We start from the raw sequence: 20,622 nt of genomic DNA, 5'->3' as shown, positions 1-20,622 counted from the left end.
CATACGAAGTCCGGGGTTTTTTTTGCCCGCAGGAAAGTTACTCGGTAACTTCCGTGCCCTTGTCAGCCAATTCCATCCAACCGGCCAGCACGGTGTAAGCCTCTTCCAGGCCCATGCGCTTGGGTGCCGAGAACAACTGGATGGTGATGGTGTCGCCCCAACCCTTACGGATCTCGGACTGCACTTTGAGCAGGGTGTTCTTGGCCGCCCCGTAGGTCAGCTTGTCGGCCTTGGTCAGCAGGATATGCATCGGCATGCCGCTGGCGACGGCCCAGTCCAGCATCAGCAGGTCGAAGTCGGTCATTGGATGACGGATGTCCATCATCAAGATCAAGCCCTTCAAACTCTCCCGGCCACCCAGGTAAGCCTCCAGGTGACGCTGCCAGTGCAGCTTCAGCGGGATAGGTACTTTTGCGTAACCGTACCCCGGCAGGTCGACCAGACGCCGATCATCGTCTAGCTTGAAGAAATTGAGCAACTGCGTGCGGCCCGGGGTTTTCGAGGTGCGCGCCAGGCTGGCGTGGGTCAGAGTGTTCAGCGCGCTGGACTTACCGGCGTTGGAACGGCCGGCAAAGGCGACTTCAAAGCCTTCGTCATCGGGGCATTGGTCCACTTTGGCGGCGCTGAGCATGAATGTGGACTGTTGGCACAGGCCGAGGATGGGGTTCTTGAGTTGCATGAGATTTCCGATGTGGGCGGTGCCGAAAAAGGGTGCGGCAAGCGGTGTCGTTTCCGTTTCAGTAGCGCCAGTATATAATGCCGCAGATTTTGTGTGTGCTTTGTCCCAGCGAAGGATGACGTTCACGGGAGCGATAGACCTTTATTGCGCATTAGAACGCAAAACGCTCTCAAACCCTGAAAAGGTCGATGTATGACCAGATGGTTGCTCGCTGTCGGTGTCCTGATTCCGCTTTACGGCGCTCAGGCTACACAGGATCCGGAAGCGGTGTACAACCGAGTTTGCGGAGCTTGCCACGCCGGCCAGCTGCCGAACGCCCCCAAGCGGGGTGACCAGGCAGCCTGGGCGCCAAGAATGGCGCAGGGCATGGACACGCTGGTGCAGCACGTGACTCAGGGTTTCAAGGCAATGCCGCCGCGTGGTTTGTGCATGGACTGCAGTACTGAGGATTACCAGGCCATCATTGAGTTGATGGTGAGTAAACCCGGTAGATAACTCTTAAACCCTTAGCCGTAGTTGGATTAGCTGATGAACAAACTGATCGTGAGTCTGCTGTTGACCTTGGGCATCACCGGTGTTGCCCATGCTGCAGGCGACGCTACAGCGGGCCAGGCGAAAGCCGCCGTGTGTGGTGCTTGCCATGGACCGGATGGCAACAGCCCGGCACCGAATTTTCCCAAATTGGCCGGCCAGGGTGAACGTTACCTGACCAAGCAGATGCACGACATCAAGGATGGCAAGCGCACAGTGCTGGAAATGACCGGCTTGCTGAGCAACCTCAGCGATCAGGACCTGGCGGATATCGCGGCGTACTTTGCCAGCCAGAAAGGCAGTGTGGGAGCTGCTGATCCGAAGCTGGTGGCACATGGTGAAGAACTGTTCCGCGGTGGTAGCCTGGAAAAAGGCATGCCTTCCTGCCTCGGCTGTCACTCGCCCAATGGTGCCGGCCTTGCTGCTGCAGGCTTCCCTCACTTGAGCGGCCAGCACGCTCAGTACGTCGCCAAGCAACTGACGGACTTCCGTGAAGGCAATCGCACCAATGATGGCGATACCAAAATCATGCAAAGCATCGCCGGTAAATTGAGCAACAAGGACATCGAAGCGGTTTCCCAGTACATCCAGGGCCTGCACTGATTCAGGTCGTACGTTAACGCTCGATTAATCCATCGATGCAAGCATAAAAAGGGTGGCTTAGGCCGCCCTTTTTTGTGGCCGGTGCCGTTACACTAACGAACTCATGCCCGCGTAGACCTGTCACAACAAAGGTCGCGTGAGGCGACTTTATTTGTCCAGGAGTAAAGCATGCGTAATCTGATCCTCAGCGCCGCTCTCGTCACTGCCAGCCTCTTTGGCATGACCGTACAAGCTGCCGATGTGCCGCTTGAAGCCGGTAAAACCTACGTGGAACTGGCCAACCCGGTGCCGGTTTCGGTGCCAGGCAAGATCGAGGTGGTGGAGCTGTTCTGGTATGGCTGCCCGCATTGCTACGCTTTTGAGCCGACCATCAACCCGTGGGCTGAAAAGCTGCCTAAGGACGTTAACTTCCGACGCATCCCCGCCATGTTTGGTGGCCCATGGGACGCTCACGGCCAACTGTTCCTGACCCTGGAAGCCATGGGTGTTGAGAACAAGGTCCACAACGCCGTGTTCGAAGCGATCCAGAAGCAAGGCAAGCGCCTGACCAAGCCGGACGAAATGGCTGACTTCGTTGCCACCCAGGGTGTCGACAAGGAAAAATTCCTGGCCACCTTCAATTCGTTCGCTATCCAAGGCCAGATCAAGCAGGCCAAGGAGCTTGCGCAGAAGTACGGCGTGCAAGGTGTTCCAACCATGATCGTCAACGGTAAATACCGTTTCGACCTGGGCACCACCGGTGGTCCTGAACAGACTCTCAATGTTGCCGACCAACTGATCGCCAAAGAGCGCGCTGCCAAGTAAGGGGCTCGCCATGCGCCGCTGGGGCACTGAACGCGTCGTTGGCCTGCACGACCCGCAGGTCAACGAACACCACCTGGAGTCCACCGGCCTGCCGGCAGACAGCCGCTTGCGGCTGCTCAGCTTCAATATCCAGGTAGGCATCAGTACCGAGAAGTATCGGCACTACCTCACCCGGGGTTGGCAGCACCTGCTACCCCACAATGGTCGGGCCGGTAACCTGCAAAAAATCGGCAACCTGCTCAACGACTTCGACCTGGTCGCCTTGCAGGAGGCCGACGGCGGCAGCATGCGCTCCGGCTACGTCAATCAGGTGGAACATCTTGCCCAATTGGGGGCCTTCCCCTATTGGTATCAGCAACTCAATCGCAACCTTGGGCGACTGGCGCAGCACAGCAATGGTGTGCTCAGCCGCTTGAAACCAACCGTCATCGAAGATCACCCATTGCCGGGTCCCAAAGGCCGTGGGGCGATCCTCGTGCGCTTTGGTGATGGCCCGGAAGCCTTGGTGGTGGTGATGATGCACCTGGCGCTTGGAGGGCGTACGCGCAACCTCCAACTGGCCTATGTGCGTGAGTTGATTGGCAACTACAAGCATCAGGTGCTGATGGGGGACATGAACACCCATGCCAACGACCTGTTGCAGAATTCCCCGCTGCGAGACCTCGGGTTACTGGCGCCGCAAGTCGAGGCCACGTTTCCCAGCTGGCGCCCGCAGCGCTGTCTAGACCATATCCTGCTCAGTCCGAGCCTCACACTGGAAAGTGTGCAGGTGCTGGCGCAGCCCATTTCCGATCACCTGCCGGTCGCGGTAGAGATTCGTCTGCCGGGTTCGCTCACGGCTGATGCATTACCCGCGTTGAGCCCAGGCACCAGCGGACCCCTTGCATGAGCGACGACGCCCAGCGCTGGAAAGAGAAATACCTCAAAAGCATCGAACAACAAGACAAGCTTGAGCGCCGCTGGGCTGCCCGTCTCGACCTGCTACGCCGGGGGTTGGTACGCAGCACGCTGGCCGCCGAGGGCACAGACCGCGCAGTCGACCAATGCATGAAGGAAATGCGGGATGTCGTGCGTACGGACGATATGGATGCCGCCCTCGCCGCCTTGCTACCACGCCTGGAAAAGGCCGTGCTGGATTCTGAGCAGCGCCGCGAAACGCGGGTCGACCAGATCAGCACCGCGCTCACGGCCCTCGTTGCTCAGTTACAAAAGCTTCCGCTGCCCCGCGAGGTGGCCCGACCGCTGAAAACCTTCGCCAAGCAACTCGACGGTCGAGTGGGACAGGCTCGGGAGATACCGCTGCTGCTCAGTGAGCTGAGTAGCCTGCAGGGACAGGCGCTGAACAATCTGGAGCCTGATAGCGAGACCACGCGCCCAGGCCCCGGCCTTCTGCAACGCCTGTTTGGCGCCAGGGATGTCTTGAGTGACGCATCGGTGGTCGAGACTGCGCCACTGCCAGTACCAGAGTCGGCTGCGCCAAAACCCGCTGCACCCAAGCCTGCACTCGAGGCTCAAGAGCCCGCGCAATCTGAAGAACTGGCACAAGCCTTACGCGCTTTTGCACCGTTGCCAAAAACGCCGGTCGCGTCGCCACCTGAGCCTGTAGCGCCTGCCAAAGTGGTGGATGTCGCCAGCGAAACGTTTGTGTACGAGGCCCCGGCTCCAGCTGAACCCGTGGTCCTGCCGGCCGAAACACCTGCGCCCCAGGCGCATGAGCCACCGATAGAGGACGCCGTCCCCGAAAGCGCACTCGCCGCCCTTATCGAATCGCCGCAGGTTGTAGTCGATACACCTGATGAAACCGTTATTGGCAGTCTCTCGCTCCCTCCCGTGCTCGAAAGCCCCGAGCCCGATCCAGATGCACCGCAATCGGACAGTCTCTACGCCCTGCCCGACTCGCCAGAGCCCTCTTACAGCTCCGTCGCCAAGCACATTGAAGATACTTTGCTCGGCCTGTTGGAAGACCTGTGCCTGCCCGAACGCCACCGGCCCCAGGCCGAGGCGATGCGTGAGCGTCTCGCCCATGGCTTGAATTGGTACGAACTGCTGCCGATCCTCGATGACTTGGCGGTGCTGATGCTGGCGATCACCGACAGCGGCCAGCATGAGTTCGAGGCTTATCTCAAGCAGCTCAACGAGCGCCTCGAGACGTTTCAGGGCCATCTGCAGGTCGCCAGCGAGGACCACGCCGATAGCAGCCTGGCTGCGAGGGAACTGGATACGCAGATCCGTGAACAGGTCGATGGGCTGCAAAGCAGTGTGCAGGACGCCGCCGACCTGAACAGCCTCAAACACGTGCTTGAAAGCCACCTCGAAGGCTTGCTCGGCACCATGAACGAACACCAGCAGCAACGCGACCAGCGCGAACAGGAAGTGGCCGCGCGCCTTAAAGGCTTGGCTGAGCGGGTGGCCCATATGGAACAGGAAGCCCTGGGTTATCGCGAGCACTTGGAGGTACAGCGCCAGAAGGCCTTGCGTGATCCGCTCACCGGTCTGCCCAACCGTGCGGCGTGGAGTGAGCGCCTTGATCATGAGGTCAACGCCTGGCATCAGTGCGGCAACAGTCTGTCGCTGGCCATGCTCGACCTGGATCACTTCAAGCGCATCAACGACGGCTACGGCCACCTGGCGGGCGACAAAGTGTTGAAGATCATCGCCAATGTGTTGAGCAAGCGGCTGCGACCAACCGACTTCATCGCGCGCTTCGGCGGCGAAGAGTTCGTGCTGCTGATGCCCGACTCAACCTTGGCGGATGCCTTGGCCGTGGGAGAAGTGTTGCGTGCGGCCATCGAGGCTTGCCCTTTCCACTTCAAGGGTGAGCCGGTGACGATCACGGTGTCCATGGGCGTGGCGCAATTCCAGCCGGGTGAGCGCAGTGACCTGGCACTCAAGCGTGCCGATGAGGCGCTCTATAGGGCGAAGGCGGCAGGAAGGAACCAAGTACAGGCGGCATAAAAGATGTTCCATTTTGTAATTTGACCGCCAGGACATTTACGTTACGTTACACTGTTGCATTATCGTCTTTCAGTGTAATGCCTTCTGCCATGAAATCTTTGTATATCGCTTTTGTATTTCTTCTGCTCGCCGGCTGCGCCAGCGGCCCACGCCTGGATACCAGCCACCCTTCGGTGAATCACGACAACCGCGTGCAATTCGTCATCGTCCATTACACCTCCGCCAACCTTGAGCGTTCACTGGCGTTGTTGACCCATGGTCAGGTGAGCAGTCATTACCTGATCAGCGATGATGGCTCAGGCACTATCTACAAGCTGGTGGATGAAAGCCAGCGGGCCTGGCATGCAGGGGAAAGCGAATGGATGGGGCGTACCTGGCTCAATTCCAGCTCCATCGGCATCGAGATCGTCAACCCGGGGTATCGCGATACGCCGACGGGCCGCGTGTGGTACCCGTACTCCGAAGCGCAGGTGAAGTCGCTGGTGCTGCTGCTCAAGGACATCGGCAAACGCAATGGCATCGACCCCAGGAACATCATTGGCCATAGCGATATCGCACCGCAGCGCAAGCTGGACCCGGGCCCGTTATTCCCATGGAAACGCTTGGCCGATGAAGGGTTGGGGGTCTGGCCGAATGCGCAGGCAGTGGCTCGATTCAAGGTGCAGTACGCTGCTGGTCTGCCGAGCGTCACTTGGTTCCAGGAAGAGCTGGCCCGACTTGGCTACCAGACGCCGCAGACCGGTGAGTTGGATGTTGCCACGCGTCATGTGATTGCGGCGTTCCAGATGCACTTCCGCCCATCGTTGTTTGATGGCACCCCGGATGCTGAAAGTGCCGCAATCCTGCGGGCCTTGAACCAACGTTAAATGTGACTGTAGGCGCGAGCGGGCTGTGGCCAGGGAGTTCTCCCGCTCACTGCGCGGCGGTCTCCGGCTTGTTGGGGACGCTTCGCACCCCGGCGCAAACCAGCGGGTTCGCGACACTATAAGGGTAAGGCCATATAGAACTGCGTCCCCTGCCCCGGTCGTGAATACACGCCCATGCGGCCACCGTGCAATTGCACGATTTCCTTGCACAATGCCAACCCCAGGCCGGCGCCGCCTTTTTTGCGGCCGACCTGGACGAAAGGTTCGAAGATTCGCCCCTGTTGGCCATAAGCAATGCCTTCGCCGTTATCCTCGACGCTGATAATCACCCGCTCGCCATGACGTCGGGCCTGCAGGCGAATCTGCCCGCCCTCGGCGGTGTGCCGCAGGGCGTTACCGAGCAAATTGTCGAGTACACGCTCAAGCTGTACCTGGTCGGCATACAACCGCGGCAGCTCGGGCTGGGCTTCTACCAGCAACTCTATATGTTGCGCATTCGCGGGCTCCGCGAATCGCGCCCGGGCGTGCTCCAGTAGATCGGTGACATCGCACGGGCCCAGCGTAAGTTTTTGCAGGCCGTTCTGGTAACGCGAGAAGTTGAGCAAGTCGTTGATCAACTGCATCAGGCGCTGCATTTCTTCATTGACCGTATCCAGCAGGTCCGCTTCACGGGATTCCGCCGGGAACTTGGCTCGTTCGCGAAACAGGCCGAAGGCCATGTGCATGCCGGTCACCGGTGTGCGCAGCTCATGGGAGGCGCGCAATACGAACTCGCTGCGCACTCGCTCGAACGCGCGCTGTTCGGTGACGTCGTGCAGCACCATCACGGCGCCCAGAATATGCCCCTGTGTGTGGCTGACAGGGGTCAGGCTGTAGGTCAGCAGGCGTAGCTCGCCCTCGACTTCGACCTCCAGATCTTCCGGTGCCCGCTCCAGATTGCCGCCGCGCAGCACCAGCTGCAGTTGTTCATCCATTTCCGGGCGGCCCAATGCCTCGCCCAGGCCTTGTCCAAGTCGCTCTTCGTCCCAGCCCAACTGGCGCTGGGCGACGGGGTTGAGGTGCTCCAGGCACCCTTGGCGATCAATCATCAGCAAGCCGTCGTCGATGCTGTCGAGCACTGCTTGCAGTCGCTGCTGGCCGGCCAGCAGCTCATCGATATTGGTTGCCTGATGCTGGCGCAATGCTTCGGCCATGATGCCAAACCGACGAGTCAACTGGTTCATCTCTGCAGCTGAGGAGATGGGCAGTGTGACTTCGAAATCGCCCTGCCCGATCTTGTCGGCGGCCTTGGCCAGGGCTTCGATTGGGCCTCCGAAACGTCGAGCGATGCCATGCGCGGTGATGAAGCCGATGATCAACACGGCCAGGCCTACCAGCCCCAGGAGGCCGGCGATCAACAACGCGCGTTCGCGCGATTTATGCTCGCTGGTGCTGATGTTCTCCAACGCCAGTTTGTGGTCGAGGATCAGGCCATTGCGCAGCACATTAAAGGTGTCGGTGAGTTTTTCCTTACTGCCCGGTGGCGGTGAGGCTTGCTGTGATTCGTCAAACGCTTCCAGCAGGTTTTGATAGTCGGTACGAGCCTGACTGAAGCCTTGGCTGCTGCCGTCTTGCTGCTCATGGGCGATGCCTTGGTCCAGCAGGTCGAAATAGTTGCGCTTCGAGGCTTGCAGGGCCTCGGGGTCGGGTTGTTTCTCCAGCATCATGATCAACTGATCGCCCAGGCTCTGGCGCAGTTTGAGCCCCAGGTCCAAGGTGATGAAGTTGCTGCGGATCAACGACTCCTGAGTCTTGGCCATTTGCATGACGCTGACCAAGCCCAGGATCAACCCCAGCAAGGCGACGGTAATCAGCGCGGAGATACTCAGGAATAACCGAGTGCGCAGCTTCATCGCAAGCTTCATAAGGTACGGCTCACAGGTTGTACTGTTTGCGTTTGCGGTACAGGGTCGACGCGTCGATGCCGAGGGTACGGGCCGCTTGGTCCAAGGTATCACTGGTGGCGAGTACCGCGCCGATATGGGCTTTCTCCAGCTCATCCAGACTCAATGCCGCACCGATGCGTGGCGCATTGTTGGCCGGTTGTTCAGCCATCCCGAGATGGCTGATCTCCACCTTCTCTTGAGGGCAGATAATGCTGGCACGCTCCACTACGTTGCGCAGCTCGCGGATATTGCCAGGCCAGCGATAATTGAGCAGCGCCTCGCGGGCGTCATCACTGAAACCGCGAGCCGGCCGGGCGTATTCCTTGACGAAGCGCGCGAGGAAGCGGTCGGCCAGGGTCAGGATGTCTTCACTGCGCTCGCGTAGCGGCGGCAGATGCAAGGTGATGACGTTCAGGCGGTACAGCAAGTCTTCGCGAAAGCGGCCGTCACGCACCATGTCTTCCAGGTTCAGGTTGGTGGCTGCGAGGATACGCACATCGGCGCGGCGCGTGACGGGGTCGCCCACACGCTCATATTCCTTGTCTTGAATAAAACGCAGCAATTTCGGTTGCAAGGTGAGGGGAAAGTCGCCGATCTCGTCGAGAAACAGCGTACCGCCGTCAGCCTGGTTAACGCGTCCCAACGTGCTTTCACTGGCGCCGGTGAACGCGCCACGGCTGTGGCCGAACAGTTCGCTCTCCATCAACTCAGCCGTCAGCGACGGGCAGTTGATGGTGACGCAGGACTTCTTCGAACGTTTGCTCCAGCCATGAATGGCCCGAGCCAATTCACCTTTACCTGTACCCGACTCTCCCAGAATCAAGATATTGGCATCAGTGCCTGCCACTTGGCGCGCGGTCTCCAATACCACCATCATCGCCGGGCTGTGAGAGTCGAGGCCATCCTTGGGCTGGCGCACTTCGCCTTCCAGCGCTTCAAGACGTGCCGAGAGCTGACGCACTTCCAACTGTTTGGCGGTGGCCAAGCGCAGTTGGTCTGGGCTGCAAGGCTTGACCAGATAGTCGGCGGCACCGGCCTGGATCGCGTCCACGGCGGTATCCACGGCAGAGTGGGCCGTGACGATCACTACCCGCATCCATGGCGCCTGGATACGCATTTGAGCCAACACGTCCAGGCCGTTGTCTTCTCCCAGTCGCAGGTCGAGGAAGCACAGGTCGAACACTTGGCGTTGCATCAGTGCGTCGGCTTGGGCGGCGCTGTTGGCGGTGGCGACGGTGTAGCCTTCATCTTCCAGGCAATAACGGAAGGTACGCAGGATTGCGGATTCGTCATCCACTAAAAGAATGCGGCCTTGAAGTTCCTTGGCTGATTCCATCTGTCCCGCGCTCCTTAAACTATGAATTGATGGTGTTTAGTCCCGGAATAATCGGGCAAGTTGCATGGTTTATTCTGATTCATAAAAGGCATCTTCGTGCAGGTATCTGAGTGCCTTCCTACAAACACGCCGGTTGATGGCGTTTTCATGCCTTCTTGCCACTTCGGCAACTCTATCTCCGTATTCGATCCATCGAGCCGACCGTTGGCCATCGTGCATTTCGCACGGCCTGCATAGGTGCATCGTGCAGGATGCTGGGCGGTCGTACGACGGTGTTCTTTTAAGATATTGATTTTATTGGGTTTTATTTTGCAATAAAGCTGGCATGCGCCCTGCAATACCTCTCCCAAGAGCGTCATGAACGAATAATCAGAATGCGGGAGAAATGCAGCATGACTCGCCAAAGCTTTAGCCCATTGCGTGTATCACCCCTGCACCTGCAGCAGGGCTTGTTCGCCAGCCTGGCCTTGATGGTCACGTTGATTGCCGGGCAGCAGATGCAGCATTGGCAGCAGGGCCAGCAGCGAACCCCGCAATTCGAGCGCCCGATGATGACCCAGTCCCACTTCCGTTCCATTGGCAGCGCAGCCGCTGATGTAACCACCCCGCAATTGAGAGTGGCTGGCCAGGACTCCACCCTGGATGAGCTGCCGGCCCAAGAACGTTGGGTGTTTTAGGCAAGAAAAAGTCGCTTGTTGTAAGCGGCTGCACGGCACTACCGCTGTTACCCCTATAAAGCGTAAGGAGAATCACCATGTTGAGTTGGGCAATCACATTTCTGATCATCGCCATTGTGGCTGCAGTCTTGGGCTTCGGTGGTATCGCGGGCACCGCCACGGGTATCGCCAAGATCCTGTTTGTCGTCTTCCTGGTGATGTTCATCGCTTCGTTCTTCTTTGGTCGTCGCGGCCGAGGCTGACTATGACCACTTTGTCTCTCAACGCTATGGCTGCCGCCCTGCTTCTGGGCGGTAGCGGTCTGGTGATGGCCGCCAATGACGGCCAATCCCGGGCCAACGAATTGCTCAGCGCGGACCCGCACTACCGCGAAACCTGGCAAGGCGTGGTGAAAAAAGAAGAGCGCCTGCCGGATTGGGTGATGAACCTCTCGGGCACGGCGGAACAAATGAATGCCGTGGAGGAAGGTGGTGACCAGTACTTGGTCGGGCCGCTCTGCGAGACTGCAGAGACCTGCCTGAATAAGCGTCTGATCGTTGCCTTCAGCTACGACAAGAAAGAAGCCTACGCCATGTTGGTACAGGTTCCGGCCGGGTTGCCGGCGGACAAGTCTCCGACGCGGCATGCCGATTACCGCTTTCTCGGTAAGCCGGATGAAGGCATGCAAAAGCTGCTGATGGAGCAGCTGAAGAAAGATCCGAATTGGTACTAGGTTCCTGGTGCATTTCGTGTCAACGGAGCCGGCGTCCATAGAAAGAAGCCAAGTCGCTTCTTTCTGTTTGCATCGCTCGCCCAGGGCGATGCATGACCAGGGGGCCGGGTTGCTCTGATCGATCGAGATCGGCGTGACCTACGGGTACAGGGAGTGCCTGCGCAAGGGCCGGGTCAGGCGAAAAGCTGCGGCGCAAGTTCACAAGTTCTAATGCTTGCTGAACTTGCGGCGGGCTTATCACTCTCATGACGCGCGCTTCATACCGCTCATAGCCGATATTTTCTTTTTTGCCTCCGGCTAACCATTACTGGGTGTGTCGGCGTGACCATCTATCGAGAAAATTTTGTTCCCGCTAGAGGACATTTCTGACGCTAGGCGTTGGATTTCTCAGGTGTTTTTGCCAATCACTTCAAGTCGTCCAGCATCTCTGAGCGAGCCTGATTTGGCAGGTTAACGGCATATTCGCCCGCCCAAATGGCGGATTCGAACTGACCGTTCAGACAGTTATTTTCAAAAAAAGCCATGCCGATTCGGCATAGGGTAGGCGTTTACGGCATTAGACGTCGCTCCCTTGCATCGGAATAGTTGCGCCTTTTTTCGCCTGCCAGCAAGCCATTTCGGCCACGCTGCGGTGACCTTCTACGGAGGCAGATGCACACACTTTTTCGCTTTCGAGCGTTCCAGCTGGCGCATTTGCCTTAAGTCCACTTGAAGTAAGGGTAATGACATGAAGAAGGCAAAGCTAAGCCTCGCCTGGCAGATCCTCATCGGTTTGGTACTCGGGATCGCAATCGGTGCAGTGCTCAACCATTTCAGTGCTGAAAAGGCCTGGTGGATCAGCAATGTGCTGCAGCCAGCGGGCGATATCTTTATCCGCCTGATCAAAATGATCGTGATCCCGATTGTGATTTCTTCGCTGATCGTCGGCATTGCCGGGGTAGGCGATGCGAAAAAGCTCGGTCGGATCGGCGTCAAAACCATCCTTTACTTCGAAGTGGTCACCACCATCGCTATCGTGGTCGGTCTGTTGCTGGCCAACCTGTTCCACCCGGGTGCGGGCATCGACATGAGTACCCTGGGTACCGTCGATATCTCCAAGTACACCGCCACCGCTGCCGAGGTGCAGCATGAGCATGCGTTCATCGAGACCATCCTCAACCTGATCCCATCGAACATTTTCGCCGCTGTCGCGCGTGGCGACATGCTGCCGATCATCTTCTTCTCCGTGCTGTTTGGCCTGGGCTTGTCGAGCCTCAAGCCTGACCTGCGCGAGCCGCTGGTGACCCTGTTCCAGAGCGTGTCCGAGAGCATGTTCAAAGTCACCCACATGATCATGAAGTACGCCCCTATCGGCGTGTTTGCCCTGATCGCGGTGACCGTCGCCAACTTCGGCTTCGCTTCCCTGTTGCCGCTGGCCAAGCTGGTGATCCTGGTTTACGTCGCCATCCTGTTCTTCGCCTTTGCCGTACTGGGCTTGATCGCGCGCCTGTTTGGCTTCTCGATTCTCAAGCTGATGCGCATCTTCAAGGATGAGCTGGTGCTGGCCTACTCCACCGCCAGCTCCGAAACCGTGCTGCCGCGTGTGATCGAGAAAATGGAAGCCTACGGCGCCCCCAAGGCGATCTGCAGCTTCGTGGTGCCGACGGGTTATTCGTTCAACCTCGATGGTTCGACCCTGTACCAGAGCATCGCGGCGATCTTTATCGCCCAGCTGTATGGCATCGACCTGTCGATCGGCCAGCAGCTGATGCTGGTACTGACCCTGATGGTCACGTCCAAAGGTATCGCCGGTGTCCCGGGCGTATCCTTTGTGGTGCTGCTCGCCACCCTGGGCAGCGTGGGCATCCCGCTGGAAGGCTTGGCGTTCATCGCCGGTGTCGACCGTGTGATGGATATGGCGCGTACCGCGCTGAACGTGATCGGCAACGCCTTGGCCGTACTGGTTATCTCCCGCTGGGAAGGCATGTACGACGACGCCAAGGGTGAGCGCTACTGGAACTCGCTGCCGCACTGGCGCAGCAAGGAAGCGCTGCCAGCCGGCGAGATCGCTCGCGGCTGATAGCCTGATTGCTCTGACACAAGCCCCGGATAATTCCGGGGTTTGTCGTTTCAGCCAGCCCCGTTATCATTCGCCCCATCTTTCGGGGGATTCAACTGATGCTCAATGGCCTGTGGCTTGGCTTCTTTGTCGTGGCAATGGTGTCAGCACTGGCGCAATGGCTGGTGGGGGGTAACGCCGGAATTTTCGCGGCGATGGTGGAAAGTATTTTCGCCATGGCCAAATTGTCGGTGGAAGTCATGGTGCTGTTGTTCGGTACCTTGACCTTATGGCTGGGCTTTTTACGCATCGCCGAAAAAGCCGGGATCGTCGATTGGCTGGCCAGGGCCCTTGGCCCGTTGTTTCGCCGCCTGATGCCGGAGGTGCCTGCTGGCCATCCCGCCATCGGTTTGATCACCCTCAATTTTGCCGCCAACGGCCTGGGCCTGGATAACGCCGCTACGCCCATCGGCCTGAAAGCCATGAAGGCGCTGCAGGAACTCAACCCCATCCCCAATACTGCCAGCAATGCACAGATCCTGTTTCTGGTGCTCAACGCGTCTTCACTGACGCTGTTGCCGGTGACAATCTTCATGTACCGCGCCCAGCAAGGCGCAGCCGACCCGACGTTGGTATTCCTGCCAATCCTGCTGGCCACCAGCGCGTCGACCCTGGTGGGCCTGCTGTCGGTGGCGGTGATGCAGCGCTTGCGGTTGTGGGACCCGGTGGTGCTGGCTTATCTGATCCCCGGCGCCTTGATGCTGGGTGGCTTTATGGCGTTGCTGGCGACCCTGTCCGCCACGGCGTTGGCCGGGCTGTCGTCGATTCTCGGCAACCTGACGCTGTTTGGGCTGATCATGCTGTTCCTGGTCATCGGTGCTTTGCGCAAGGTCAAGGTGTACGAGGCGTTTGTCGAAGGCGCCAAAGAAGGCTTCGACGTTGCCAAGAATCTGTTGCCCTATCTGGTGGCGATGCTGTGCGCCGTGGGGGTATTGCGCGCGTCCGGCGCCCTGGACTTCGGCCTGGAAGGGATTCGCCATGTGGTGGCCTGGACCGGGTTGGATACGCGTTTTGTCGACGCGCTGCCCACCGCGATGGTCAAGCCATTCTCTGGCAGCGCCGCGCGGGCGCTATTGATCGAGACCATGCAAACCAAGGGTGTGGACAGTTTCCCGGCGTTGGTGGCGGCAACGATCCAGGGCAGTACGGAAACCACTTTTTATGTGTTGGCGGTGTACTTCGGTTCAGTGGGCATCCAGCGAGCGCGACATGCCGTTGGTTGTGCATTGTTGGCGGAGTTTGCCGGTGTCGTGGCGGCTATCTCGGTGTGCTACTGGTTCTTCGGTTAAACCTTGGATTGCTATCGGGGCTAGCTCCCTCCCACAGTTTGATGTGTGAACATCGTCAAATGTGGGAGGGGCTTGCCCCGATGAGGCCCTCAGTGTTTCGGCGCTGCGTTGCCCTGCTGCACCACCCAATCCACCACCTGCCTATTCAACTGATCCCCCGCCTGCCCAAAGGCCGCCACCACCGCTGGCACCTGGGTGTCACTTACCGGCTGCCTTACCTCAAACCGTCGGCTGGCGATAATTCGCTGATCACGCCCTCGCACCAGTCGTGCGTCGAGGCGAATCACGACTTCCACCGCAGTGCCTAGGTACTCACTCTGAAACGCCTGCAACTGCCCGCCGAGTTCATAGTCGGCTTGCAGGTTGGTTTCGTCGGTACTCAGCAGTGTCACCCGCCCATCGCGCTGGAAGCCGTCCATAAACCGATTGCGCAGCAGTACTGGCGTCGGATCGCTCCAGCGTGAGTTTGCATAGCTGCTGATCAAATTGCCGTTCGGCACCACGGCGATGCGTGGGCTGTCGAGAAACTCGCTGGTCTGCGGTTTGGTCACGCGCAGTGACCAGCTTACCGGCGCGCCTTGGGTGGTCGTCTGGGCCGAAGCCAGGCGGTATACGTTAGAAGGGTCCGGCTTGGGCAGGATCGAACACGCGCTGACGAGCGCCAAGGCCATAGGGACGATCAGTTGGTAAGCACGCTTCATGGCGTGAACTCCTTGTTCTTGTCGCTGCCCAGCAAGTAACCGCTGGGGTTGGCCTCCAGGCGACGGGAAATGGCGCGCAGCGAACCGAGGGTCTCGCGCAGTTCGCGCACGGCCGGCGCCAGTTCGTTAAGACCTTGCATGCCGCTGTTCACCGAGTCCTGGTTGTTGGTCAGCAAGGTGTTGATGGTCGCGGTGCTTTGCTCAAGGGATTTCATCGCCTGCTCGGCGCTGCCAAAGGCTTGCTTGCCTTGCTCGTTGAGCAAGCCATTGGCGCTGCGCATCAGCACGGTGGTTTGCTCCAGGGCTGCACCGGCCTGTTTGCTCACCTGCATCAATTGCTGCATCACCACCTTGATATCGCCGCGCTGTTCGGCGATGGCTCCAGTGGTTTGTTGCAGGTTATCCAAGGTGTTGCTCAGGCGTTCGACGTTTTCCCGGGAGAACATACGGTTGGCGTTGTGCAGCAGCAGGTTGATGCTGGTCATCAAGTCGTTGCTGTTATTGAGCAGGCGGGCGATCGGTGAGGGCGATGCGATAATTTCCGGCAAGTTACCGTCCTTGCCCCTGAGTTCCGGGCTTTGCGGGGTGCCGCCGCTGAGCTGGATGATCGAGGTGCCGGTAATCCCGGTCAGCGCCAGTTTGGCTTGGGTGTCTTCCTTGATGGGCGTTTGCCCGGTCAGGCGGATGCGTGCGAGTACGCGGCGTGGGTCTTTGGGGTCCAGGCGCAAGCTGGTGACGTCGCCTACCTTGATCCCGCTGTACTGCACTGAACTGCCCTGGGAGAGGCCGCTGACGGCCTCGTTGAACACCACCTCATAGTCCTGGAAGGCGCTGTCGACGCTGGACTTGGCCAGCCATAGGCCAAACAGCATCGCGCCGACCACCACGATTACGCTGAACAGTCCGATCATCACATGATGGGCTCGGGTTTCCATGTCATACCTCGTTGAGCGATTGAGCGGCATCCAATGCCGCGCGGCCCCGAGGGCCGTGGAAATATTCATGAATCCAGGCGTCGTCCGTTTCCGAGACGACATCGATGGCATCGGCCACCAGCACTTTCTTCTGCGCCAGCACCGCCACGCGGTCGGTGATGGTGTACAGCGTGTCGAGGTCATGGGTGACCAGGAACACGCTCAAGCCCAGCGCATCGCGCAGGGTCAGGATCAGTTGATCGAATTGCGCCGCGCCAATCGGGTCGAGGCCGGCGGTCGGCTCATCGAGAAACAGGATGTCCGGGTCCAACGCCAGTGCGCGGGCCAGGGCCGCGCGCTTGATCATGCCGCCGGACAGTGACGCCGGGTACTTGTCGGCCGCCGACAGCGGCAATCCGGCCAACGCCAGCTTGACGGCGGCCAAGTGCTCGGCGTCGGCACGGCTGAGGCCGGCGTGCTCAATCAACGGCAGTGCGACGTTCTCGGTGACGGTCAGCGAGGAAAACAGCGCGCCCTTCTGGAACAGCACACCAAAGCGTCGCTCGACCAGCGAGCGTTCATGCTCGGGCAGGCTCGGCAGGTTCTGGCCGAACACCCGCACTTCGCCGTCGCTGGGGCGGCGCAGGCCGACGATGCTGCGCAACAGCACCGACTTGCCACTGCCGGAACCACCGACCACCGCGAGGATCTCGCCCTTGTACAAATCCAGGTCGAGGTTCTCGTGCACGCTCTGGCTGCCAAAGCGGTTGCACAGGCCGCGGACCTCAATCACCGCCTCGGTGGGCGCACGGTGTAGACGACTCACCAGCCCATTTCCATGAAAAACATCGCGGCGACCGCATCCAGCACGATCACGACAAAAATCGATTGCACCACGCTGGAGGTGGTGTGGGCGCCAACCGATTCGGCGCTGCCGCTGACCTTGAAGCCTTCCAGGCAGCCAATGGCGGCGATCAGGAAGGCGAAAATCGGTGCCTTCACCATGCCCACCAGAAAGTGCTGTACGCCAATATCCGATTGCAGCAGCGAGAGGAACATCGCCGGTGAAATATCCAGGGCCACGGCGCACACGACACCGCCGCCGACAATCCCGGAGAGCATCGCCAGGAAGGTCAACATCGGCAGCGCCACCAGCAGTGCCAACACCCGTGGCAAAACCAGCAGCTCCATCGGGTCCAGGCCCAGGGTACGGATCGCGTCGATTTCTTCGTTGGCCTTCATCGAGCCGATTTGCGCGGTGAAGGCACTCGCGGTACGGCCGGCGATCAGGATCGCGGTCAGCAGTACGCCGAACTCTCGCAGGAAGGAGAACGCCACCAGGTCCACGGTGAAAATCGTCGCGCCAAAGCTTTTGAGTACCGTGGCGCCGAGAAACGCCACCACGGCGCCGACCAGAAAGGTCAGCAAGGCTACGATCGGCGCGGCGTCGAGGCCGGTTTGTTCGATATGCGCGACCATGGGTGTCAGGCGCCAGCGCTTGGGACGCAATACGCCTCGGGCGAAGGTCTCGAGGATCAGGCCGATAAAGCCCAGCAGTTTCATGGCGTCTTGCCATACGGTGTCCACGGCACGGCCGATGCGTGCCAGCACTTGGATGCCAGCGGCTTCTTCCGGCTCTTTGACCGGCACACAAAAATCATTGAGTGAGCGGTAGACCGTCTTGAGCAGCGCCCGGTCGGCGGCCGACAGGCTGCAATCGGTTTGCTCGGCAGAGTGTTCGATACGGTCGGGCCCCAACAGCTCCACCAGCAGCGAGGCACCGGCAGTATCCAGTGCACCGAGGCCGTTAAGGTCGATGCGGGCACCGGCGTCGTATTGGCCGTCGAGTTTGTCCGATAGCTTCTTCAGGTTTGCGTAGTGGGCAAGCGTCCAGTCGCCCGTAATCCTGAGCAACGGCGGGGTGATGGACGTATCAAGGTGGGCTGCGCCGGCCGTTGTACGAGTGGTCATAAGCTCCGAGCTTGTTTGGCTATCCGCAATTCCTACGTAATAGCATGATACGGCCTACTTTGGGTTGTCCGTTTGTGCTGAGTCAGTGACGTTGAAGCGCAGTACACCAATGACTTGCCCATCTTCGGTCAACACTTGCACTTGCCAACGACCCACCGCGTCCGCCGGGAAATTCTGCTTGTGGGTCCAGGCGCGGTAGCCCTCCTGGCGCCCGCCATGGATATCCAGGGCAATGCGGTCGACTTCCTGCCCATTGAATTTCCACACATGGTAGATCCGCTCATCCAGCCCGCGTGGGGCGTTGATCGCGGTGTAGGCGTACAACCCATCGCTGCGCAATTGGGCGGCGGTGACTTCCTTGAGGTCATCACCCGGTGTGCGATCTTGCAGTTGGGTGCTGATGGCCACTTCGGTCATCCACAGCGTGGCGGGTGGTACCCAACTGCGCAGGAACCAGCCGGCGCAACCAATGATGGCCGTCACCCCAAGCAGCATCGCCCAGCCCTTGACGCTGCGCAGCGGCAGGCTCACGGCCAGGCTTGGGATAGACAGCACCATGGCGACGCCCAGCGCCAACTTGTAACTCTCGGCCGTGGTCAGGTGCAGGATGATCGGCAGCGCGGTGAGCAGCGCGGCGAACAAGGTCAGGGTGTGCAGTGCCAGGAACAGCGTACGCTTGGGCGCCAGCCATTTGTAGTAAAGCGGATCGGTGATCGACACCAGCGCTGCAGCGCCGAGCAGGCCGGTGAACACTGATTGGCCGCTATTCCAGGCCGTGGTGACGAAAAAGAATGGCAGCACAAAAAACAGACTTTCCTGGTGGATCATCTGGGTGGCGTAGCGCAGCAGCGGCTCGGGAATTTCGCGCTTGAAGACTTTGGCGAACAGCTGATTAAAGCTGTTTTCCAGCATCAACCACAGCCAGCTCACGAGCATGATCACCGCGATCCAACTGGCCATGCCCTGCTGGCGATCTACCAAGATGAAGCTGCACACGCCTGAGATGAAACCGCCGAGTGCAATCACCCCGGGGTAGCGCTTGATCAGTTCCAGGATGCGCTGGATAAGGGGCGGCAGGTTCGGCATGGGCAATTCACAGTTGGTGTAGGAAAAATCCCAGATAGAATAACGTCTTAGCCGCGTGTCCGGTGCCTGATTACGCGATCCGTTTGCGATAACGTCGCAGACCGATCATCACTGTGGCGATCAGCCCAAGCACGCCTGCGCCGACCCAGGTCAACATGTCGTAGCTCAGCAGCGGTTTTTCGACGCGCCAATAGCCCGGCTGGTTGAACATCTGGCGCATGGCTTTGTTGGTCTGTGCCAGGTTCACGGCCTTGATGCCTTTGGCCGGGTCGCTGAAGTGGCCATCGGCGTAGTCGCCGGAGGCGCTCCAGTAATAGTCGGCCAGCGCACTATCGCCCTGCACCGCCCAGGCTTGGCGCGCAATGGCGGCTTGTTGCAGGCGGGCGAATACCGCCGGGTCGAGGCCATCCTTGAGCAACTGTGTCTTCAGGTCTTGCAGGACCTGTTCGGCTTTGGGGAGGTTGTCTCGTTCAAGGTCGGCATTCAGGCTCAGGAAACCGACGCCGCCGAGTACTTCGCGCTCGCTCCATGGGCCGTAGGACAAGCCGTGCTTGAGGCGCAGCTGCCGGTACAACGCCCAGTCGAGATAGTCTTTGAGCAGGCCGTAGGTTTCATCGTGCTCATCATCCAGTACCGGTTCCGGGAACAGCCAGTGCAGCTTGGCGCTATTGCCGACCCAGCCGTGGATCAGGTCGCGTTGGCTGGCGGCGCTGTGCTGGATTTGCGGTAGCGGCAGGTGCTCGCTCGGCTCGACCGGTTCAAGTTGGCCATAGGTGCGTTCCAGGTAGGCGGGCAACAGTTTGTCGAGGTCGCCGACGATGATCAGGGTCATGTTATTCGGGGCATACCAATTTTTGCGCAGCGTCTCTAACTGGTCGCGGGTCAGGTGGCTGACCTCGGCGCGTTCGGCGCATTTGAGGCCCAGCTCGACGGCCAATTGATTACTGGCGCTGTGGCCGAGGTCCTGGCGGTCCAGCAAGCGTTGCAGGTGTGAGTAATGGCCACCGTCTTCGCGCTCGACCACCTGCTTGGCAGCATTGATATTGGCGTCGGTCAGTTGCGTGCGGGTCAGGATCGCCAGCAGCAGGTCCAGCACCTTGCGTTGGTTGTGCGCCGGCGCCTCGATGACGAAGGTGGTATCGGCATTGCTGGTGTAGGCATTCCACTCACCGCCCAAGGCTTGCATGCGGTCTTCGAGGCCGCCTTCTCCACCGCCATCGATACCGCTGAACAGTAGGTGTTCAAGCAGGTGCGGCAGCTCCTTTTGTTCGCAAGTGAAGTCATCCAGACCTACGCCAACCACCAGGCGGATGGCGACATGCCCGCGTTCGGTACCTGGCTTGAGCAGCAGTTGCAGGCCGTTGGGCAAGGTGTAGCCCTCGACTTGCAGGCGGTCAAAGGCAAAGGTGTACGCCGAACCCATGAGCAGGCAGGCGAGTAACAGGCAACGCATAACAGGCTTCCTGGCGAGTGAG

20 protein-coding genes are annotated in these 20,622 nt (G+C 59.6%); 11 read left to right on the top strand and 9 right to left on the bottom strand.

Annotation, left to right across the window (positions count from 1 at the left end):
* Window positions 1–37 precede the first annotated feature (37 nt).
* Window positions 38–679, bottom strand: coding sequence for a ribosome biogenesis GTP-binding protein YihA/YsxC (yihA, locus tag M5B43_RS00175; RefSeq protein ID WP_248748258.1), 642 nt, complete (start codon window positions 677–679; stop codon window positions 38–40).
* Between the two features lie 192 nt (window positions 680–871).
* On the opposite strand from yihA, the gene M5B43_RS00170 reads away from it, so the two are divergent.
* The 6 genes from M5B43_RS00170 to M5B43_RS00145 all read left to right on the top strand — a co-directional run bounded on the left by M5B43_RS00170 (window position 872) and on the right by M5B43_RS00145 (window position 6,438).
* Window positions 872–1,174, top strand: coding sequence for a c-type cytochrome (locus tag M5B43_RS00170; protein WP_248748257.1), 303 nt, complete (start codon window positions 872–874; stop codon window positions 1,172–1,174).
* A 33-nt stretch (window positions 1,175–1,207) separates the two neighbouring features.
* Window positions 1,208–1,813 (top strand): cytochrome c4, encoded by a 606-nt coding sequence (locus tag M5B43_RS00165; protein ID WP_248748256.1) that lies wholly within the window; start codon window positions 1,208–1,210, stop codon window positions 1,811–1,813.
* 168 nt (window positions 1,814–1,981) lie between these two features.
* Window positions 1,982–2,617: a thiol:disulfide interchange protein DsbA gene (gene dsbA / locus M5B43_RS00160; RefSeq protein ID WP_248748255.1), complete on the top strand. Its 636-nt coding sequence runs from the start codon at window positions 1,982–1,984 to the stop codon at window positions 2,615–2,617.
* Between the two features lie 10 nt (window positions 2,618–2,627).
* Entirely contained in the window at window positions 2,628–3,506 is an 879-nt protein-coding gene (locus M5B43_RS00155; protein ID WP_248748254.1) for an endonuclease/exonuclease/phosphatase family protein, read from the top strand.
* Window positions 3,503–5,572, top strand: a complete 2,070-nt coding sequence (locus M5B43_RS00150) for a diguanylate cyclase (RefSeq protein WP_248748253.1) — start codon at window positions 3,503–3,505, stop codon at window positions 5,570–5,572. The genes M5B43_RS00155 and M5B43_RS00150 overlap by 4 nt, the downstream gene beginning before the upstream one ends.
* Before the next feature lie 89 nt (window positions 5,573–5,661).
* Window positions 5,662–6,438 (top strand): N-acetylmuramoyl-L-alanine amidase, encoded by a 777-nt coding sequence (locus M5B43_RS00145; protein ID WP_248748252.1) that lies wholly within the window; start codon window positions 5,662–5,664, stop codon window positions 6,436–6,438.
* A 116-nt stretch (window positions 6,439–6,554) separates the two neighbouring features.
* Here the strand turns inward: M5B43_RS00145 and M5B43_RS00140 are convergent, their stop codons facing one another.
* Entirely contained in the window at window positions 6,555–8,342 is a 1,788-nt protein-coding gene (locus M5B43_RS00140) for an ATP-binding protein (RefSeq protein WP_248748251.1), read from the bottom strand.
* 10 nt (window positions 8,343–8,352) lie between these two features.
* Entirely contained in the window at window positions 8,353–9,699 is a 1,347-nt protein-coding gene (algB, locus tag M5B43_RS00135) for a sigma-54-dependent response regulator transcription factor AlgB (RefSeq protein ID WP_248748250.1), read from the bottom strand.
* 392 nt (window positions 9,700–10,091) lie between these two features.
* Here algB and M5B43_RS00130 point away from each other — a divergent pair, with 392 nt between their 5' ends.
* The 5 genes from M5B43_RS00130 (at window position 10,092) to M5B43_RS00110 (ending at window position 14,475) form a co-directional block, all read left to right on the top strand.
* Window positions 10,092–10,376, top strand: a complete 285-nt coding sequence (locus tag M5B43_RS00130) for a hypothetical protein (protein WP_248748249.1) — start codon at window positions 10,092–10,094, stop codon at window positions 10,374–10,376.
* 77 nt (window positions 10,377–10,453) lie between these two features.
* Window positions 10,454–10,618: a DUF1328 domain-containing protein gene (locus M5B43_RS00125; RefSeq protein ID WP_003170804.1), complete on the top strand. Its 165-nt coding sequence runs from the start codon at window positions 10,454–10,456 to the stop codon at window positions 10,616–10,618.
* Between the two features lie 2 nt (window positions 10,619–10,620).
* Entirely contained in the window at window positions 10,621–11,088 is a 468-nt protein-coding gene (locus tag M5B43_RS00120) for an inhibitor of vertebrate lysozyme family protein (RefSeq protein WP_248748248.1), read from the top strand.
* 727 nt (window positions 11,089–11,815) lie between these two features.
* Window positions 11,816–13,147 carry a glutamate/aspartate:proton symporter GltP gene (gltP, locus tag M5B43_RS00115; RefSeq protein ID WP_248748247.1) on the top strand — a complete coding sequence of 444 codons (1,332 nt, stop codon included), beginning with the start codon at window positions 11,816–11,818 and terminating at the stop codon, window positions 13,145–13,147.
* Window positions 13,148–13,245: 98 nt separating this feature from the next.
* Entirely contained in the window at window positions 13,246–14,475 is a 1,230-nt protein-coding gene (locus tag M5B43_RS00110) for a spore maturation protein (RefSeq protein ID WP_248748246.1), read from the top strand.
* Window positions 14,476–14,564: 89 nt separating this feature from the next.
* On the opposite strand, the gene M5B43_RS00105 is transcribed toward M5B43_RS00110, so the two are convergent.
* The 6 genes from M5B43_RS00105 to M5B43_RS00080 all read right to left on the bottom strand — a co-directional run bounded on the left by M5B43_RS00105 (window position 14,565) and on the right by M5B43_RS00080 (window position 20,600).
* Entirely contained in the window at window positions 14,565–15,176 is a 612-nt protein-coding gene (locus M5B43_RS00105) for an ABC-type transport auxiliary lipoprotein family protein (protein WP_248748245.1), read from the bottom strand.
* The gene (locus M5B43_RS00100) at window positions 15,173–16,111 is read right to left on the bottom strand and encodes an MlaD family protein (protein WP_248748244.1); all 939 of its coding nucleotides are present in this window, start codon (window positions 16,109–16,111) and stop codon (window positions 15,173–15,175) included. Before M5B43_RS00100 ends, M5B43_RS00105 begins: the two co-directional genes overlap by 4 nt.
* A 1-nt stretch (window position 16,112) precedes the next feature.
* Window positions 16,113–16,916, bottom strand: a complete 804-nt coding sequence (locus M5B43_RS00095) for an ABC transporter ATP-binding protein (protein ID WP_248748243.1) — start codon at window positions 16,914–16,916, stop codon at window positions 16,113–16,115.
* Complete coding sequence (locus M5B43_RS00090; protein ID WP_248748242.1) at window positions 16,913–18,061, bottom strand: ABC transporter permease; 1,149 nt, start codon at window positions 18,059–18,061, stop codon at window positions 16,913–16,915. The genes M5B43_RS00095 and M5B43_RS00090 overlap by 4 nt, the downstream gene beginning before the upstream one ends.
* A gap of 54 nt (window positions 18,062–18,115) precedes the next feature.
* Window positions 18,116–19,147, bottom strand: a complete 1,032-nt coding sequence (locus tag M5B43_RS00085; protein ID WP_248748241.1) for a DUF5924 family protein — start codon at window positions 19,145–19,147, stop codon at window positions 18,116–18,118.
* A 70-nt stretch (window positions 19,148–19,217) separates the two neighbouring features.
* Complete coding sequence (locus tag M5B43_RS00080; protein ID WP_248748240.1) at window positions 19,218–20,600, bottom strand: insulinase family protein; 1,383 nt, start codon at window positions 20,598–20,600, stop codon at window positions 19,218–19,220.
* Window positions 20,601–20,622: the final 22 nt, after the last annotated feature.

It is taken from the genome of Pseudomonas sp. MWU15-20650 (assembly GCF_023242475.1).
In the GTDB taxonomy this organism is placed as follows: Bacteria; Pseudomonadota; Gammaproteobacteria; order Pseudomonadales; family Pseudomonadaceae; genus Aquipseudomonas.
Note: the sequence above shows the minus strand (reverse complement) of the source record. Positions and strands in the feature narration are given on the sequence as shown.

Coding starts and splice junctions, on each gene's coding strand:
- yihA (WP_248748258.1), bottom strand. CDS start 679: ATGCAACTCAAGAACCCCATCCTCGGCCTGTGCCAACAGTCCACATTC.
- M5B43_RS00150 (WP_248748253.1), top strand. CDS start 3,503: ATGAGCGACGACGCCCAGCGCTGGAAAGAGAAATACCTCAAAAGCATC.
- M5B43_RS00145 (WP_248748252.1), top strand. CDS start 5,662: ATGAAATCTTTGTATATCGCTTTTGTATTTCTTCTGCTCGCCGGCTGC.
- M5B43_RS00170 (WP_248748257.1), top strand. CDS start 872: ATGACCAGATGGTTGCTCGCTGTCGGTGTCCTGATTCCGCTTTACGGC.
- M5B43_RS00125 (WP_003170804.1), top strand. CDS start 10,454: ATGTTGAGTTGGGCAATCACATTTCTGATCATCGCCATTGTGGCTGCA.
- M5B43_RS00100 (WP_248748244.1), bottom strand. CDS start 16,111: ATGGAAACCCGAGCCCATCATGTGATGATCGGACTGTTCAGCGTAATC.
- M5B43_RS00120 (WP_248748248.1), top strand. CDS start 10,621: ATGACCACTTTGTCTCTCAACGCTATGGCTGCCGCCCTGCTTCTGGGC.
- M5B43_RS00110 (WP_248748246.1), top strand. CDS start 13,246: ATGCTCAATGGCCTGTGGCTTGGCTTCTTTGTCGTGGCAATGGTGTCA.
- algB (WP_248748250.1), bottom strand. CDS start 9,699: ATGGAATCAGCCAAGGAACTTCAAGGCCGCATTCTTTTAGTGGATGAC.
- gltP (WP_248748247.1), top strand. CDS start 11,816: ATGAAGAAGGCAAAGCTAAGCCTCGCCTGGCAGATCCTCATCGGTTTG.
- dsbA (WP_248748255.1), top strand. CDS start 1,982: ATGCGTAATCTGATCCTCAGCGCCGCTCTCGTCACTGCCAGCCTCTTT.
- M5B43_RS00140 (WP_248748251.1), bottom strand. CDS start 8,342: ATGAAGCTTGCGATGAAGCTGCGCACTCGGTTATTCCTGAGTATCTCC.
- M5B43_RS00130 (WP_248748249.1), top strand. CDS start 10,092: ATGACTCGCCAAAGCTTTAGCCCATTGCGTGTATCACCCCTGCACCTG.
- M5B43_RS00165 (WP_248748256.1), top strand. CDS start 1,208: ATGAACAAACTGATCGTGAGTCTGCTGTTGACCTTGGGCATCACCGGT.
- M5B43_RS00090 (WP_248748242.1), bottom strand. CDS start 18,061: ATGACCACTCGTACAACGGCCGGCGCAGCCCACCTTGATACGTCCATC.
- M5B43_RS00085 (WP_248748241.1), bottom strand. CDS start 19,147: ATGCCGAACCTGCCGCCCCTTATCCAGCGCATCCTGGAACTGATCAAG.
- M5B43_RS00080 (WP_248748240.1), bottom strand. CDS start 20,600: ATGCGTTGCCTGTTACTCGCCTGCCTGCTCATGGGTTCGGCGTACACC.
- M5B43_RS00105 (WP_248748245.1), bottom strand. CDS start 15,176: ATGAAGCGTGCTTACCAACTGATCGTCCCTATGGCCTTGGCGCTCGTC.
- M5B43_RS00155 (WP_248748254.1), top strand. CDS start 2,628: ATGCGCCGCTGGGGCACTGAACGCGTCGTTGGCCTGCACGACCCGCAG.